We start from the raw sequence: 15825 nt of genomic DNA on the forward strand, positions 1-15825 counted from the left end.
GTCCCGCGGGGGTGGGTGTGCCGCGCACCCCCACACACGCCCCCGCGCGGCCGCCCGGGCGGGCGCGCTCGGCCGTGGCCGGCCGGACGGCGGTGACGCGCAGCAGGTCGATGCGGTGGCGCAGTCGGGGCGGCATCACCTGGCGGAGGGTGGCCAGGGCGCGGGCGGCGTCCTCGGCGACGGTGGTGCCGGTGGCGGCGGCGGTCTGGAGCGCGACGGCGAGGGCGACGGCCTGCCCGTCGTCGAAGAGCATGGGCGGCAGGTGGGTGCCGGCGTCCAGCCGGTAGCCGCCCGCCGGTCCCTTGACGGTGGTGATCGGGTAGCCGAGTTCCCGCAGGCGGTCGATGTCGCGGCGTACGGTGCGCGCGGTGATGTCGAGACGCCCGGCGAGGTCCTCGCCGGACCAGTCACGGGGCGTCTGGAGCAGCGAGAGCAGGGTGAGCAGCCGGGAGGACGTCTTGTTCATGGCCCCGATTCTCCCCCGGGTAGCGGACACAACCTGTCCTCTACCCCTGTCATCGTGGGATACGAGCCGTCCGGGGGCACCACCCCTGACCACGGCAGCCGCCACGGCCCGGACGGCCGGTGGCGCGGCTATCGCATCGAGGCAGGGAGCGAACCATGTCCATCACGACCACCACACATCTGAACTTCCGGGGCACGGCGCGGGAGGCGCTGGACTTCTACGGGTCCGTCTTCGGCGGGCGTACGGTCGCGCTCACCTACAAGGACGCGGGCGCCGTGCGGGACGAGAACGAGGCGGACTGGGTGATGTGGGGCGAGGTGGCCGGTGACAACGGCTTCCACGTCATGGCCTACGACGTGCCCTCGTCGCTGCCGTGGAGCCAGGGCGAGAACCCGTTCTTCGTCTCCGTGCGCGGGGACGGAACCGAGGAGATCACCGCCCTGTGGGGCAGGCTCGCCGAGGGCTCGACCGTCGTACGTCCGCTGGAGCCCGCGCAGTGGTCGCCGCTGTACGGCATGCTCACCGACCGTTTCGGCGTCACCTGGGTCCTGGACGTCACCGCCCCGTACAACGGCTGAGCGGGGCAGAACCCCGAGGACACGCCCGTCCGGACCGCCGCCCACGACTCGGGCCGCCCGGACGGGCGCGCGCGGAACACGTGCGACAGCGGGACGGGCGCGGGCGGAACACGTACGACAGTGGGACGGACGCGGGCGCGGAACACGTACGACAGTGGGACGGACGCGGGCGCCGGACACGTACGACAGCGGAAGGAAGAGGGCACCGTGAGGACGCGGAAGCCGGGAGGCACCGGCATCGAGGTCAGCGCCCGCACCCTGGACACCACGGTGTTCGGCAGGACGGGCCATCCGGATCACGGCGACAGCGCGCGCATGATCCACCGGGCGCTCGACGCGGGCGGCGATGCCGTCGACACCGCCGTTGCGTACGGCTACGGCGAGACCGGGAAGATCGTCGGGAAGGCCCTGGCGGGGCGCCGCGCCGCGACGACGTCGTACCCCTCCGCACCACCCGCACTCACCGACCCGGATCCGCGCCGGCGGCCCCTCCCCGGGCGAGCGGCGGCCTGAGAAGACCATGACCGTCCTCGACGCCCGCGCGCTCAACCGCGCCACCCTCGCCCGCCAGCACCTGCTCACCCGCGCCGACACCACCGTGACGGAGGCGGTGGCCCACCTGTGCGGCCTCCAGGCGCAGGAGCCCCAGGAACCCTTCACCGGGCTGTGGTCCCGCCTGTCCGGCTTCCGGCCCGGCCAACTGGACGAGGCGCTGACCGGCCGTACGGTGGTACGCACCCACCTGATGCGCCGCACCGTCCACCTCGTCACCGCCGACGACGCGCTCGCCTGGCGCGCCCGCCACGATGCCATGCTGCGCCAGCGGGTCCTGGGCACCTACCGGAGCGAACTGGCCGGCATCGACCTCGACGAGGTCGCCGCCGCCGGCCGCGCCGTGATGGCCGACCGGCAACCCCGCACCATGCGCGAACTCGTCCAGGCCCTCGAAGACCGCTGGCCGGGCCCGCCACGCCGGGCCCTGGGCGAACTGCTCGTCGCCGCCCTCATCCCGATGGCCCAACTCCCGCCCCGCGGCCTGTGGCAGCGGACCTCGGGCGTACGGAACCTGCCGATGGCCACCTGGCTGGAACGGGACATCGACCCCTTGCCCGGCGACGGTGACGATCCGGTCGGGCAGCGGCTGCTCCACCGCTATCTCGCCGCGTACGGGCCCGCCGCCGGCGCGGACCTGCGCGCCTGGTCGGGTCTCGCCGGCCTGCCCGCCGCGATCAAGGCCGCCCGCACCCGGGGCGAACTCGTCGTCCTCCGCGACGAACGGGGCCGTCAGCTCCTCGACCTGCCCGACGCGCCCCGCCCCGACCCCGACACCCCGGCCCCGGTCCGCTTCCTCCCGGCCTTCGACAACGCCATCCTCGGCTACCACGACCGCAGCCGCATCATCGACGCCCCGCACCTCGGCCTGTCGGTGGCGGGCCACCGCACGGTCCTGGTCGACGGACGCGTCACGGCCACCTGGACGGTCCGCGACCACCACCTCCGGATCGCCCCCCTGCGCCCCCTCACCACCCCGGAACAGAAAGCCGTACACACCGAGGCCCAGGCCCTGGCCACCTTCCTGGCCGAGGACATCGAACAGATCCACCTCGACACCGGGGCCTGACGGTGCCCTGCTTCCGGTGGTGGGGAGCGTGCCTTGCCGGACCCGGACCCGTACCCCCCCCCGGTGCCCGTCAGGGCGTGGGTCGCTCCACCGGGATCCACAGTTCCGCCTCGGCCTCCGTCCGGGGCCCGTTCCCGGAGAGCCGGGTTCTCAGGATCTCGGGGCCCGGTCGGCTCCGGTACGGGTTGGAGGGGAACCACTGCGTGAAGACGTCCCGCCACAGGTGCTGGAGGGTCTGCGGGAACGGCCCGGAGCTCTCGAAGACCGCCCAGGTGCCTGCGGGGACGGTGAGCGCGTCCAGGTCGTCGGGGGCGGCGGCGCCGGTCACCACCCCGTGGTAGTAGTCGAGTTCGGTTCCCTCCGCCCGGCTCGGGTCGAGGTTGTCGCTCACCCCCACGATTCCGTTCGGCTGCTGGTCGGACAGCCCATCTATGCGGTCCAGGGTCTCCTTGCCGATGCCCCGGATGAAGTCGGCGATGGCCGGGTTCATCCCGTTGTGCACCAGGGGGACCCGTATCTTCCTGCCGACCACATGGAACTCGCTCTTCTCCACGATCCGGTATCGCATGCTGCTGCTCCCTTCGACGGTGAGACGGAAGGACAGCCGTGGCTGGCAGCGCAGGCTCGCACCGGACCGCCTGGCCTCGCCGGGGCCGACGCCGTGCATCGCGCGGAACGCCCGCGCGAACGCCTCGCCCGACGTGTAGCCGTACCGCACCGCGATCTCCAGCAGCGTGGGGTTCCCCGCCAGCACATCGGCGCCCGCGACCGTGAGCCGCCTGCGCCGGACGTACTCCGAGAGGGGAATCCCCGCCAGCGCGGAGAACAGCCGCCGGAGGTGGTACTCCGACGTCATCGCGATCCGGGCCAGGTCGGCCACCTCGACCCGCCGGTCGAGGTGGTCCTCGATGTGCTCCATGGCCTGGTTGAGCCGTTCCAGCACTCCGGCCTCCTTCCCGTTCGATTCCTTACGGTAGGAAGGAGCCGGCCCGCCCGGCCCGACGTTCTGTGCCCGGTGCTGTCGGGTCCGGTCCGGTCCGGTCCGGTCGGGTCCTGTCGTGCCCGGTCCCGACCGCCCCGCACGCGCCCTGAGTCGCCGCGCGGTCTAGCGCTCCGCGTCGCCCGCCGCCGGTTCCGGGGTGAGCGGTGGCGTGGTGAGGGGGATCACCGGCTCGGTGGCCGACGGGATGGCCGACAGGGTGGCCGGCGGCATCGCCCCGTCCGCGCGCTCGCGGGCGCGGGCCGTCAGCCGTGCCGCCTCCGCCCGCGTCCTGCGCGCCGTCCGCAGCGCGTCCCAGGTCAGGATCGTCAGCGCCAGCCACACGAGCGAGAACCCGGCCCAGCGCTCGGCCGGCATCGCCTCGTGGAAGTAGAGGACGCCCAGCAGGAACTGGAAGACCGGCGCCAGGTACTGGAGCAGCCCCAGCGTCGACAGCGGGACCCGGATCGCCGCCGCGCCGAAGCAGATCAGCGGTACGGCGGTGACGAGTCCGGTCGACGCCAGCAGCGCGAGATGGCCGGGGCCCTCCGAGCCGGCGGTGGCGGTGCCGGTCGTGCTCAGCCAGAGCAGATAGCCGAGGGCGGGCAGGAAGAGCACCGCGGTCTCCGCCGACAGCGACTCCAGGCCGCCGAGGTTGACCTTCTTCTTGGCCAGGCCGTAGATCGCGAACGAGAAGGCCAGCGTCAGGGAGACCCACGGGGGCCTCCCGGCGCCCACGGCGAGCACCACCACCGCGGAGAACCCGATGAGGACCGCCGCCCACTGGGCGGGGCGCAGCCGCTCCTTGAGCAGCAGCACGCCCATGGCGATGGTCACCAGCGGGTTGATGAAGTACCCCAGGGACGCCTCGACCACATGGCCGGCGTTGACCGACCAGATGTAGACGCCCCAGTTGACGGTGATCGTGGCGGCGGCGAGCGTGATGAGCGCCAGCTTGCGGGGCTGCCGCAGCAGTACGCCCAGCCAGGCCCAGCGGCGCAGCGCCAGCAGGGCGACCGCCACGACGGCCAGCGACCAGACCATCCGGTGGGCCAGGATCTCCATCGCCCCGGCCGGTTGGAGGAGCGGCCAGAACATCGGGACCAGTCCCCACATCCCGTAGGCACCGATCCCGTACAGCAGTCCCGTCCGCTGTTCGCTCTCCGACTTCACTGACCCTCCCCGCCGCGCGCGCCGCCCCGAGCCCGTCTCCGACGAAGGTAGCGGGGCACGGGGTGCGATGTCATGTCCGTATCGTCATACGGTCATGACGGGCGCGGCCGGGGCGGGGTGGGTCAGGCGGGCCGGGTGGGCCGGGTGGGCCGGGTGGGCCGTCAGGAGGCGAGCGCCTCGGCGATCGTGTCGGCGAGCGGGGTGGTCGGCCGGCCCGCGAGCCGTGCCAGCTCGCCCGAGGTGCCCGCGAGGCGCCCGCGCCCGATCGCCACGTCCACGTCGGCGAGGATGGCCGCCAGCGGCTCGGGCAGCCCGGCGCCGACCAGGATTCCCCGCAGGGTCTCGGCCGGCACGCTCGTGTACGCGATGGTCCTGCCGGTCTGGCGCGACAGCTCCGCCGCGTACTCGGCGAACGACCACGCGGTGTCGCCGCTCAGCTCGTACGCCTTGTTGAGGTGGCCCTCGCCGGTCAGTACGGCGGCGTCCGCGGCGGCGTAGTCCGCGCGGGCCGCGGCGGAGACCCGGCCCTCGCCCGCGGCGGCGACGACGGCGTCGTGCTCCAGCACGGGCGCCAGGTTCTCGGTGTAGTTCTCGGTGTACCAGCCGTGGCGCAGGAAGGTGTACGGCAGCCCCGATTCGAGGATGAGCCGCTCGGTCACCCGGTGCTCCTCGGCCAGGTCGAAGTCGGCGTCCGGGCCGCCGAGGACACCGGTGTACGCGAGCTGGGCGACGCCCGCCGCCTTCGCGGCGTCGATGACGGCGCCGTGCTGGGCCACGCGCTTGCCGACCTCGCTGCCGGAGATCAGCAGGACCCGGTCGCCCGCCCGGAAGACGTCCTTCAGCGAGGCGGGGTCGTCGTAGTCGGCGACGCGCAGCTCGACCCCGCTCGCCACCAGGCCCGCGGCCTTCTCCTTGTTCCGTACGACGGCGGCGATCCCGTCGGCCGGGACGTCGGCGGCCAGCAGGGCCTCGATGACCAGACGGCCGAGGTGTCCGGTGGCTCCGGTGACGACGATGCTCATGGGGGGTCTCTCCAGTTCGTACGGGGTGTGCGGTGCTCGTGTGCGTTCTTCACTCACCCTAGGGGTGGCACTAACCTAGGGAAAGTACCCACTTCAAAGTAAGGTACTGGCATGGACGTAAGCGTGAAGCCCGATGTGAACCGGCAGATGTGCCCCTCCCGGTTGATCCTTGAGCACGTCACCAGCCGCTGGGGCGTCCTCGTCCTCGCCGCGCTGCTGGAGCGCTCGTACCGCTTCAGCGAGCTGCGCCGCGAGATCGGCGGGGTCAGCGAGAAGATGCTCGCGCAGACCCTCCAGACCCTGGAGCGCGACGGCTTCGTCCATCGTGACGCCAGGCCCGTCATCCCGCCACGCGTCGACTACTCGCTGACCGCGCTGGGGCGGGAGGCCGCCGAGCAGGTGTGGGCGCTGGCGCGCTGGACGGAGCGGCGCGCGGAGGAGGTGCTCAAGGCGCGCGAGGTGTACGACGAGGCCCGGACCGGCTGAACGGGGCGACGAGGCCCGGACCGTACGTACGGCGAGGCCCGCCCCGCGCGTACGACGGAGCCCGCCCCGCGCGTGGACCGTACGTACGACGAGGCCCCGGCCCCGAGAACGACGGAGCCCGGCTCCCCCCGCCCGTACCGGACGTACACGCATACGTACGTCCGTACCGGATGAGGAGAGCCGGGCCCCGTGTGGCGTGTCGCGTCAGCCGACGACCGTCCAGGTGTCGCCGCCCGCGAGCATCGTCGACAGGTCGCCCTTGCCGCGCTGCTCGACGGCCGCGTCGAGCTGGTCCGACATCAGCGTGTCGTACACCGGACGCTTCACACTGCGCAGCACCCCGATCGGCGTGTGGTGCAGCGTGTCCGCGTCCGCGAGCCGCGAGAGCGCGAACGCGGTGGTCGGACTGGCCGCGTGCGCGTCGTGGACGAGGATCCGCGACTCGTTCTCCGGGGTGACGGCCACGACCTGGAGATCGCCGGTGGCCTGGTCACGGACCACGCCCTTCGAGCCGCCCGCGCCGAAGCGGATCGGCTGCCCGTGCTGCAGCCGGATCACGGCCTCCTCGGCCTTCTCCTTGTCCTTGAGGACCTCGAAGGCGCCGTCGTTGAAGATGTTGCAGTTCTGGTAGATCTCCACCAGCGCCGTACCGGGGTGCTCCGCGGCCTGTCTCAGCACCTCCGTGAGGTGCTTGCGGTCCGAGTCGACCGTACGGGCCACGAACGACGCCTCCGCGCCGATCGCCAGCGACACCGGGTTGAAGGGCGCGTCGAGCGAGCCCATCGGGGTCGACTTGGTGATCTTCCCGACCTCGGAGGTGGGGGAGTACTGCCCCTTGGTCAGTCCGTAGATCCGGTTGTTGAACAACAGGATCTTCAGATTGACGTTCCGGCGCAGCGCGTGGATGAGGTGGTTGCCGCCGATGGAGAGCGCGTCACCGTCGCCCGTGACCACCCAGACCGAGAGATCGCGGCGCGAGGTCGCGAGCCCGGTGGCGATCGCGGGGGCGCGGCCGTGGATGGAGTGCATCCCGTACGTGTTCATGTAGTACGGGAAGCGGGAGGAGCAGCCGATGCCGGAGACGAAGACGATGTTCTCCTTGGCCAGGCCCAGCTCGGGCATGAAGCCCTGGACCGCGGCCAGCACCGCGTAGTCGCCGCAGCCGGGGCACCAGCGCACTTCCTGGTCCGACTTGAAGTCCTTCATGGACTGCTTGGCCGTGGCCTTGGGGACCAGGGACAGCAGCTCGCCCGCGAGGGACGAGGCGGCCGGCGTGCGCGGCCCGCCCGGGGTCGCCCCGGACGCGGGTGTGCCGGACATGGTCGTCTCAGACATCAATGGCCTCCTTGAGGGCCGTGGCGAGCTGTTCCGCCTTGAACGGCATGCCGTTGACCTGGTTGTACGAGTGGGCGTCGACCAGGTACTTCGCCCTCAGCAGCGTCGCGAGCTGACCGAGGTTCATCTCCGGGACCACGACCTTGTCGTACCGCGCCAGGATCTCGCCCAGGTTGCGCGGGAACGGGTTGAGATGGCGCAGATGGGCCTGCGCGATCGGCTCGCCGGCCTTGCGCAGCCGGCGGACGGCCGCGGTGATCGGACCGTACGTGGAGCCCCATCCGAGGACGAGCGTGCGCGCGCCGTCCGGGTCGTCCACCTCCAGGTCGGGGACCTGGATGCCGTCGACCTTGGCCTGGCGGGTGCGGACCATGAAGTCGTGGTTGGCCGGGTCGTACGAGATGTTGCCCGTGCCGTCCTGCTTCTCGATGCCGCCGATCCGGTGCTCCAGACCCGGGGTGCCGGGCACCGCCCAGGGGCGGGCCAGGGTCTGGGGGTCGCGCTTGTACGGCCAGAACACCTCGGTGCCGTCGGCCAGTTCGTGGTTGGGGCCGGTGGCGAACCGGACCCGCAGATCGGGGAGTTCGTCCGGCTCCGGGATGCGCCAGGGCTCGGAGCCGTTGGCGAGGTAGCCGTCCGAGAGCAGGAACACCGGGGTGCGGTAGACCAGCGCGATCCGCGCGGCCTCCAGCGCGGCGTCGAAGCAGTCGGCCGGGGTGCGCGGCGCGACCACCGGGACGGGGGCCTCGCCGTTGCGCCCGTACATCGCCTGGAGCAGGTCGGCCTGCTCCGTCTTGGTGGGCAGCCCGGTGGAGGGGCCGCCGCGCTGGATGGCGACGACCAGCAGCGGCAGCTCCAGGGAGACCGCGAGCCCGATGGTCTCCGACTTGAGCGCCACTCCGGGGCCCGAGGTGGTGGTCACGGCGAGCGAGCCGCCGAAGGCCGCGCCGAGCGCCGCGCCGATGGCCGCGATCTCGTCCTCGGCCTGGAAGGTCCGCACGCCGAAGTTCTTGTGCTTGGACAGCTCGTGCAGGATGTCGGAGGCCGGGGTGATCGGGTACGAGCCGAGGTAGAGCGGCAGCTCCGCCTGGTGGCCGGCGGCGACCAGACCGTACGAGAGGGCGAGGTTCCCGGAGATGTTGCGGTACGTGCCCGCCGGGAACGCGGCGTCCGCCGGGGCGACCTCGTAACTGACCGCGAAGTCCTCGGTCGTCTCGCCGAAGTTCCAGCCCGCCCGGAACGCGGCCACGTTCGCCTCGGCGATCTGCGGCTTCTTCGCGAACTTGGCCCGGAGGAAGCGCTCCGTTCCCTCGGTCGGCCGGTGGTACATCCATGACAGGAGACCGAGCGCGAACATGTTCTTCGAACGCTCCGCTTCCTTGCGGGAGAGTCCGAACTCCTTCAGCGCCTCGATCGTCAGCGTCGTCAGCGGCACCGGGTGGACCTGGTAGCCGTCGAGCGAGCCGTCCTCCAGCGGGGAGACCGCGTACCCGACCTTGGCCATGGGGCGCTTGGTGAACTCGTCGGTGTTGACGATGATGTCCGCGCCGCGCGGCACGTCGCCGATGTTGGCCTTCAGCGCCGCCGGGTTCATCGCGACCAGCACGTTCGGCGCGTCGCCGGGGGTCAGGATGTCGTGGTCGGCGAAGTGGAGCTGGAACGAGGAGACGCCCGGCAGGGTGCCTGCGGGGGCCCGGATCTCGGCGGGGAAGTTCGGCAGGGTCGACAGGTCGTTCCCGAACGACGCGGTCTCGGAGGTGAACCGGTCACCCGTGAGCTGCATCCCGTCACCGGAGTCACCCGCGAAACGGATGATCACCCGTTCCAGCCGGCGGACCTCCTTCTCGCCGGTCCCGCCGGCGCCGCGGGTCCCGTCGGTTCCTTCGGGCTTCCCTTCGGCACCGCTCCCGGTCCCGTCCCCGGTCCCTCCGGTGCTTCCGTCGGCCGGGCTGCCGCCCGACAGGACCGCGTCGCCGGAATCGCTCGGCTCGCTCGCGTCGTTGGCCTCATCGGCCTGCTCGGCTGGGCTACTGACCTGGCTGGTCACTGAACTGGACCTCCCTACGAGGCGGCGGCTCGGGACCGACCGGCCGCCCGGCAGTCCGGATACCACCCTACGTGGGTAAGGGTCGCCTTCCCTGGGACAGCCGGATGGTGGACGCTCTTTTGAGACGCCGCGGCGTACCAATTTGTCGTCTTTGTCGCGGTTTACCCGACCGTTGGTCCCTCCCGTGCCGAGCGCTCCGCTCTCATTCTTTGGGTGTAGGGCTTCCGACCTACGGCGCGCGGGCGCGGGCGGCCCGCCGGACCGTCCGGAGCCACCCGGCCCGGGGCGGGCCGCCGGACCCGGCGGACCCCCCGGGCCGGAGCGGACCGGTCAGTTCCGCAGATACGTCAGCACGGCCAGAACCCGGCGGTGATCCCCGTCACTCGGGGAGAGGCCGAGCTTCAGGAAGATGTTGCTCACATGCTTCTCGACCGCCCCGTCGCTCACGACGAGCTGCTTGGCGACCGCCGAGTTCGTCCGCCCCTCCGCCATCAGCCCGAGCACCTCGCGCTCACGCGGCGTCAGCCCCGCCAGCACGTCCTGCTTCCGGCTCCGGCCCAGGAGCTGCGCCACCACCTCGGGGTCCAGCGCCGTACCGCCCCTGGCCACCCGGACCACGGCGTCCACGAACTCCCGTACCTCGGCCACCCGGTCCTTGAGCAGGTAGCCGACGCCCTGGCTGCTCCCCGCCAGCAGCTCGGTCGCGTACTGCTCCTCGACGTACTGCGACAGCACCAGCACGCCTATCCCCGGATGGTCCTTGCGCAGCCGTACGGCCGCCCGTACCCCCTCGTCGGTGTGGGTCGGCGGCATCCGTACGTCCGCCACCACCACGTCCGGCAGGCTGTTCCGGTCCGCCAGCTCGCCGACGGTCTTGACCAGCGCGTCCCCGTCACCGACACCGGCCACCACGTCGTGCCCGCGGTCGGTCAGCAGCCGGGTCAGGCCCTCCCTGAGCAGCACTGAGTCCTCGGCGATGACCACCCGCACCCTGTCCTCCACGACCTTCAGCCCCCATGTCGATGTGTGTCGCCCCGTGCTCCCCAGCATCCCAGCATTCGGATGGCGCCGTGGCCTCCCGTACCGAATTCCGCCGGGCGTGGGCACGGCGCGCGGCAGCCCCCGAGGGCCGGGGCCCGCGGGGGCGGAGAGCGCTCGCGCCGCTGGTGGTGGTTGCGCCGTACGGCCCTGTGCGTGGGGCACGGTGTGTACGGTCCTGCGCGCAGGGCCTGGTGCGTACGGCTCCGCGTGTACGGCTCCGCGCGTACGGCACGGCGGGCCGTGTCAGCCGCGCCAGGGCAGTTCCGCCGTGATCGTCGTCGGGCCGCCCGCCGGGGAGTCCACGACCAGGACGCCGTCCACCGCGTCCAGCCGCTCCGTCAGCCCGGCGAGCCCGCTGCCCGCCGCCGCGTCCGCCCCGCCCACGCCGTCGTCCGTGACCTGGAGCATCAGCCGGCTCTCCGTCCGCCAGACGTCCACCGTGGCCCGCCGGGCCCGGGAGTGCTTGCTGACGTTCTGGAGGAGTTCGGAGACGGTGAAGTACGCGATGCCCTCGATCGCCGCGGCGGGCCTGGCCGGCAGGTCGACCTGCACGGTCACCGGGACCGTGCAGCGGGACGCGATCGCGGAGAGCGCCGCGTCGAGCCCCCGGTCGGTGAGGACCGCGGGATGGATGCCGCGCGCCAGGTCCCGCAGCTCCTGGAGGGCGGTCTTCACCTCGCCGTGCGCCTCGTCGACCATGGCGGCGGCGGCGCGCGGGTCCTCGGCCAGCTTCTCCTTCGCCAGCCCCAGATCCATCGCGAGGGCGACGAGGCGGGCCTGCGCACCGTCGTGCAGGTCGCGTTCGATCCGGCGCAGGTCCGCGGCGGCGGTGTCCACGACCACCCCGCGGTCCGACTCCAGTTCGGAGACCCGGCTGGCCAGCAGGGACGGGCCGAGCAGACCGCGGACCAGCACCCGGTCCACGCCCGACAGTCCGCGGATCAGCCAGGGGGAGAGCAGCACCAGCAGGAACCCGAGGACGCAGACGACGGCGATCTCGAAGGGGGTGTCGGCGTAGAAGCCGTTGCCCGCGGCGTCCACGTTGATGCCGATGCCCGGCTGGTCCAGGTGGGAGGGGAACACCCACTGCCACAGCGGGTAGAGGAACAGCGACCAGCCCACGGTCCAGAACGTCAGGGAGAGCACGAACGCGCCGATCGCCCACGGCAGGTGCACCACCGCGTACAGCAGATGGCGCCAGGACGCGCCGCTCTTCAGGACCGCGCCGACCCAGGACAGCAGGCCGCTCTTCTCGCCCCTGACCGGCGCGGGCTCCGCCACGTCGAGATCGAGCAGCGCCCGCGCGCGGGCCCGCTCCAGCATGCCGAAGGCCCGGCAGCCGGCCAGCGAGGCGGCCAGGACCGGTATGCCGAGGAAGGTGACGAGCAGCCCGGTGCCCGCGGCGGTCATGGCCACCGCGTAGCAGAAGAGCGCCACGCTGATCGGCAGACTCAGCAGCAGATAACCGAACTCGCGCCACATGCGCCCCTCGACGGGGGCGCGCAGGGCGCGGGGGAGTACGTGGGAGCGTGACCGCGATCCGTAGTCGATGGCCATCGGAGGTGTCCGTTCTGCGAGTCCGCGAGGGAGGGGCGGAGGGGTGGAGAGAGGGGGAGGAGCGACGGGCCGGGAGGAGCAAGAGCCGGAAGGAGCGAGGGGGTGGGAGGAACGGAGGCCCGGGAGGAGCGAGGGGCCGGGGGCTTCGTTCTCACTCCATGCTCCCGGCGCACGGACCGGCGCACCATGAGGCCGGTCTCCCTCTTCACCCTGGGGTTTTCCCCACCCCCGAGGGACCGGTGGGGCCCAGGGGACGCCTGACACGCCTGTGGGGCCCACGGAAGATCCGTGGGCCCCACAGGGACGGAGAGGGCGTGCGCGGGTACCGCGCCGGTTCAGGCCCCGCCGCGCTCCCGCCACGGCAGTTCGGCGGTGACCACCGTGGGCCCGCCCTCCGGCGAGTCGAGTACGAAGAGCCCGTCGACCGCGCCGAGCCGTTCGGCCAGCCCGGCCATCCCCGTCCCGCCGTCCAGTCGCGCGCCGCCGCGCCCGTCGTCCCGTACCTGGAGCATCAGCCGCTCGTCCGCGCGCCACACGTCGACGGCCGCCGAGCGTGCCGCGCTGTGCTTGCTGACGTTCTGGAGGAGCTCGGAGACGGTGAAGTACGCGATGCCCTCGATCGCCTCGGCGGGCCGCTCGCCCAGATCGACGGTCACCTTCACCGGGACCGTGCAGCGTGAGGCGATGGACGACAGCGCCGCGTCGAGCCCCCGGTCGGTGAGGACGGCGGGATGGATGCCGCGCGCGAGATCCCGCAGCTCCTGGAGGGCGAGTTTCACCTCGCCGTGCGCCTCGTCCACCATGTCGGCCGCCGCCTTCGGATCCTCCAGCAGCTTCTCCTTGGCGAGCCCGAGCCCCATCGCGAGGGCGACGAGGCGGGCCTGCGCGCCGTCGTGCAGGTCGCGTTCGATCCGGCGCAGGTCCGCAGCGGCGGTGTCCACGACCACCCCGCGGTCCGACTCCAGCTCCGCGATCCGCCGTTCCAGCTCGTCGGAGGGCGAGAGCAGGCCGCGCGCCATGGCCCGGTCGGCGTTGGTGAGCCCGCGCGCCACATGCGGCAGGACCGGCCAGAGCACGACGATCCCCACCAGCGTGACGGAGAACGTCAGCACCCCCCAGGGCAGCCGGACGAACTCGTACAGCATCGTCCGCCACGCCACCGGATCCTTCAGCCCGGCCCACACCCACCCGAAGAAGCCCTCGGGGTCGCCGGTCCTCCGGGTGCCGCCTCTTCCTGTGCCGTCCTTTCCGGCTCGGCCCTTTCCCGCTCCGTCCTTCCGGCGGCGCTTGCGGCCCCGGGAGCCGTGCAGGGGGCTCGGCTCGTCGATCCGTATACCGAGGAGCGCGCGCGCCCGCGCACGCTCCGCCCGGCCGATCAGCCGCGCGCCGGTCAGCCCGGCGACCAGCCACGGCAGCCCGATGACGGTCACCGAGAGGCCCACGCCGGTGAAGAGCGTGAACGTCGCATAGAGGAAACCGGCCACCGCCACCGGCAGATTGCTCAGGAGATAGGCGATCTCCTTCCAGGTGTGCCGGTCGTACGCGAAACGCGCCGGGGGCGGCCGGCCGTCGTCGGGGAGGCCGTGGTGGGCGGCCGGTCTCGCGGTCATAAGAGCCAAGCGTGCCCGGCCCGGAAGCCGGGCGCCATGGGGTAGCTGGGTGAGTTGACGGTGGGGATAACCCCACTATGCGAGACGGGCTGCTTACCGTTTCTTTAGCAGGGCCTAGACTCCCGTCCGTACAGATCGTCGAAGAAGTCGATGAAGTCGCTATGAGGTCAGGGAGCGAGGGGCGGACGTGTCGCAACCGACCGTTCTCGCGTCGGACTACTTCCAGAGCTATTCGGTTGTCGGGCTGCTCGCGGTCGTCGGTGTGCTGTTCGTCGCCGTCGCCTTCGGAGCCGGCCGGCTGCTGCGGCCGGTGGTGCCGACGCCCGAGAAACTGCTCACGTACGAGTGCGGGGTGGACCCCGTGGGCGAGGGATGGGCCCACACACAGGTCCGCTACTACGTCTACGCGTTCCTCTACGTGATCTTCGCGGTCGACTCGATCTTCCTGTTCCCGTGGGCGACCGTGTTCGCCGCGCCCGGGTACGGGGCCACGACGCTGGTCGAGATGTTCATCTTCCTCGGCTTCCTGGCCGTGGGACTGCTCTACGCATGGAAGAAGGGCGTCCTGGAATGGACGTGACCCCCGCCGACCCGGCCGCCGGTTCCGCTCCGGCCCCGGGATCCGCCCCGGCCGGCGGCGCGGCCCCGGTCTCCGCGCCCGTACCGCTGCCCGATCCCCAACGCCTCGGGGTGCTCTCGCGGCTGGCGCCCGAGCCGATGAAGGTCGTGCTCAACTGGGGCCGCCGCTACAGCCTCTGGGTCTTCAACTTCGGGCTCGCCTGCTGCGCGATCGAGTTCATCGCCGCCTCCATGGCCCGGCACGACTTCATCCGGCTCGGCGTGATCCCCTTCGCGCCGGGGCCGCGCCAGGCCGACCTGATGGTGGTCTCCGGCACGGTCACGGACAAGATGGCGCCCGCCGTCAAGCGGCTGTACGAGCAGATGCCCGAGCCCAAGTACGTGATCTCCTTCGGCGCCTGCTCCAACTGCGGCGGCCCGTACTGGGACTCCTACTCGGTGACGAAGGGCGTCGACCAGATCATCCCCGTCGACGTCTACGTCCCCGGCTGCCCGCCGCGCCCCGAGGCGCTGCTCCAGGGCATCCTGAAGCTCCAGGAGAAGATCGCCCGCGAGTCGCTCAAGGAGCGGTACGCGACCGGCGGCAGGCCCTCCACCGCCGCGCTCCGCAGCGGCCTGGTGCCGGCCCCGCCGACACCGGGCACGGGCTCGGGATCCGGCTCGGGCTCGGGATCCGGCTCGGGAACCGGTTCCGGCACGGCGGGGGAGTCCACGTCGTGAACCCTTCCGACCAGGCTTCCGCCGCCGGCTACGACCGGCTGCCCGACGCCGCCGCCGAGATCTTCGGGGAGGGTGCCACGGCCGAGCTGAGCTACGACCTGCTCACGGTCGACGTGCCCGCCGCGTCCTGGATCAGCGCCCTCGAAACCGCCCGGTCCACCCTGGGCCTCACCTACTTCGACTGGCTGAGCGCCGTCGACGAACCGGGCACGGGCTTCCGGGTCTGCGCCCATGTCGCCGCCGTCGGCCCGGGTACGGTCCGCCGTCTGCTCGTCCGTACGACCGTCCCGCACGACGCGGCGGTCCTGCCCACCGCCATCGGGGTCTACGCGGGCGCGGGCTGGCACGAGCGGGAGACGCACGAGATGTTCGGCGTCGCCTTCACCGACCACCCGAACCTCGTCCCGCTCCTGCTCCCCGAGGCGTTCGAAGGCCACCCGCTGCGCAAGGACTTCGTCCTCGCGGCCCGCGTCGCGAAGGCGTGGCCGGGCGCGAAGGAGCCGGGCGAGTCCGAGCACGGCGGCCCCAAGCGCCGCCAGATGCTCCCGCCGGGCGTCCCCGACCCGAACGAATGGGGCCCCCTCAAGGGCCAGCTCCCGCCCGCCCCGGCC

The 15825-nt window shown here is 72.3% G+C and carries 16 protein-coding genes; 7 read left to right on the plus strand and 9 right to left on the minus strand.

Annotated features, from left to right (window positions below):
- The coding region (locus ACFXPK_RS26715) for a helix-turn-helix transcriptional regulator (RefSeq protein WP_385079344.1) at window positions 1–466 on the minus strand (466 nt) is incomplete at its 3' end.
- Between the two features lie 155 nt (window positions 467–621).
- Here ACFXPK_RS26715 and ACFXPK_RS26720 point away from each other — a divergent pair.
- The 3 genes from ACFXPK_RS26720 to ACFXPK_RS26730 all read left to right on the plus strand — a co-directional run bounded on the left by ACFXPK_RS26720 (window position 622) and on the right by ACFXPK_RS26730 (window position 2665).
- Window positions 622–1044, plus strand: coding sequence for a VOC family protein (locus ACFXPK_RS26720; protein ID WP_384997972.1), 423 nt, complete (start codon window positions 622–624; stop codon window positions 1042–1044).
- Window positions 1045–1251: 207 nt separating this feature from the next.
- Entirely contained in the window at window positions 1252–1557 is a 306-nt protein-coding gene (locus tag ACFXPK_RS26725; protein WP_385079347.1) for an aldo/keto reductase, read from the plus strand.
- 7 nt (window positions 1558–1564) lie between these two features.
- The gene (locus tag ACFXPK_RS26730; RefSeq protein ID WP_385079350.1) at window positions 1565–2665 is read left to right on the plus strand and encodes a winged helix DNA-binding domain-containing protein; all 1101 of its coding nucleotides are present in this window, start codon (window positions 1565–1567) and stop codon (window positions 2663–2665) included.
- A 70-nt stretch (window positions 2666–2735) separates the two neighbouring features.
- On the opposite strand, the gene ACFXPK_RS26735 is transcribed toward ACFXPK_RS26730, so the two are convergent.
- From ACFXPK_RS26735 to ACFXPK_RS26745, 3 genes are all read right to left on the minus strand, one after another.
- Entirely contained in the window at window positions 2736–3608 is an 873-nt protein-coding gene (locus ACFXPK_RS26735) for a GyrI-like domain-containing protein (protein ID WP_384997966.1), read from the minus strand.
- A 162-nt stretch (window positions 3609–3770) separates the two neighbouring features.
- On the minus strand, window positions 3771–4817 hold the full coding sequence (gene rarD, locus ACFXPK_RS26740; RefSeq protein ID WP_385079353.1) for an EamA family transporter RarD: 1047 nt from the start codon (window positions 4815–4817) through the stop codon (window positions 3771–3773).
- A 161-nt stretch (window positions 4818–4978) separates the two neighbouring features.
- The gene (locus ACFXPK_RS26745) at window positions 4979–5839 is read right to left on the minus strand and encodes an SDR family oxidoreductase (protein ID WP_385079356.1); all 861 of its coding nucleotides are present in this window, start codon (window positions 5837–5839) and stop codon (window positions 4979–4981) included.
- Between the two features lie 111 nt (window positions 5840–5950).
- Here ACFXPK_RS26745 and ACFXPK_RS26750 point away from each other — a divergent pair, with 111 nt between their 5' ends.
- On the plus strand, window positions 5951–6325 hold the full coding sequence (locus ACFXPK_RS26750) for a winged helix-turn-helix transcriptional regulator (RefSeq protein ID WP_384997957.1): 375 nt from the start codon (window positions 5951–5953) through the stop codon (window positions 6323–6325).
- 204 nt (window positions 6326–6529) lie between these two features.
- Here ACFXPK_RS26750 and ACFXPK_RS26755 read toward each other — a convergent pair whose 3' ends face one another.
- The 5 genes from ACFXPK_RS26755 to ACFXPK_RS26775 all read right to left on the minus strand — a co-directional run bounded on the left by ACFXPK_RS26755 (window position 6530) and on the right by ACFXPK_RS26775 (window position 13915).
- Window positions 6530–7531 (minus strand): 2-oxoacid:ferredoxin oxidoreductase subunit beta, encoded by a 1002-nt coding sequence (locus ACFXPK_RS26755; RefSeq protein ID WP_385079371.1) that lies wholly within the window; start codon window positions 7529–7531, stop codon window positions 6530–6532.
- Window positions 7532–7652: 121 nt separating this feature from the next.
- Window positions 7653–9707 (minus strand): 2-oxoacid:acceptor oxidoreductase subunit alpha, encoded by a 2055-nt coding sequence (locus ACFXPK_RS26760; RefSeq protein WP_385079359.1) that lies wholly within the window; start codon window positions 9705–9707, stop codon window positions 7653–7655.
- A gap of 330 nt (window positions 9708–10037) precedes the next feature.
- The gene (locus tag ACFXPK_RS26765) at window positions 10038–10697 is read right to left on the minus strand and encodes a response regulator (protein WP_384997996.1); all 660 of its coding nucleotides are present in this window, start codon (window positions 10695–10697) and stop codon (window positions 10038–10040) included.
- A gap of 294 nt (window positions 10698–10991) precedes the next feature.
- Window positions 10992–12305: a sensor histidine kinase gene (locus ACFXPK_RS26770; RefSeq protein ID WP_385079362.1), complete on the minus strand. Its 1314-nt coding sequence runs from the start codon at window positions 12303–12305 to the stop codon at window positions 10992–10994.
- A gap of 335 nt (window positions 12306–12640) precedes the next feature.
- On the minus strand, window positions 12641–13915 hold the full coding sequence (locus tag ACFXPK_RS26775) for a sensor histidine kinase (protein WP_384997947.1): 1275 nt from the start codon (window positions 13913–13915) through the stop codon (window positions 12641–12643).
- Between the two features lie 187 nt (window positions 13916–14102).
- Here ACFXPK_RS26775 and ACFXPK_RS26780 point away from each other — a divergent pair, with 187 nt between their 5' ends.
- The 3 genes from ACFXPK_RS26780 to ACFXPK_RS26790 all read left to right on the plus strand — a co-directional run.
- Complete coding sequence (locus ACFXPK_RS26780) at window positions 14103–14495, plus strand: NADH-quinone oxidoreductase subunit A (RefSeq protein WP_240045916.1); 393 nt, start codon at window positions 14103–14105, stop codon at window positions 14493–14495.
- Entirely contained in the window at window positions 14486–15214 is a 729-nt protein-coding gene (locus tag ACFXPK_RS26785; protein WP_385079365.1) for an NADH-quinone oxidoreductase subunit B, read from the plus strand. The genes ACFXPK_RS26780 and ACFXPK_RS26785 overlap by 10 nt, the downstream gene beginning before the upstream one ends.
- Window positions 15211–15825: NADH-quinone oxidoreductase subunit C (locus ACFXPK_RS26790; RefSeq protein ID WP_385079368.1), on the plus strand; the 615-nt coding region annotated here is incomplete at its 3' end. The genes ACFXPK_RS26785 and ACFXPK_RS26790, both read left to right, overlap by 4 nt.

The sequence above is a fragment of the Streptomyces sp. NPDC059142 genome, from assembly GCF_042755665.1.
GTDB lineage: Bacteria > Actinomycetota > Actinomycetes > Streptomycetales > Streptomycetaceae > Streptomyces.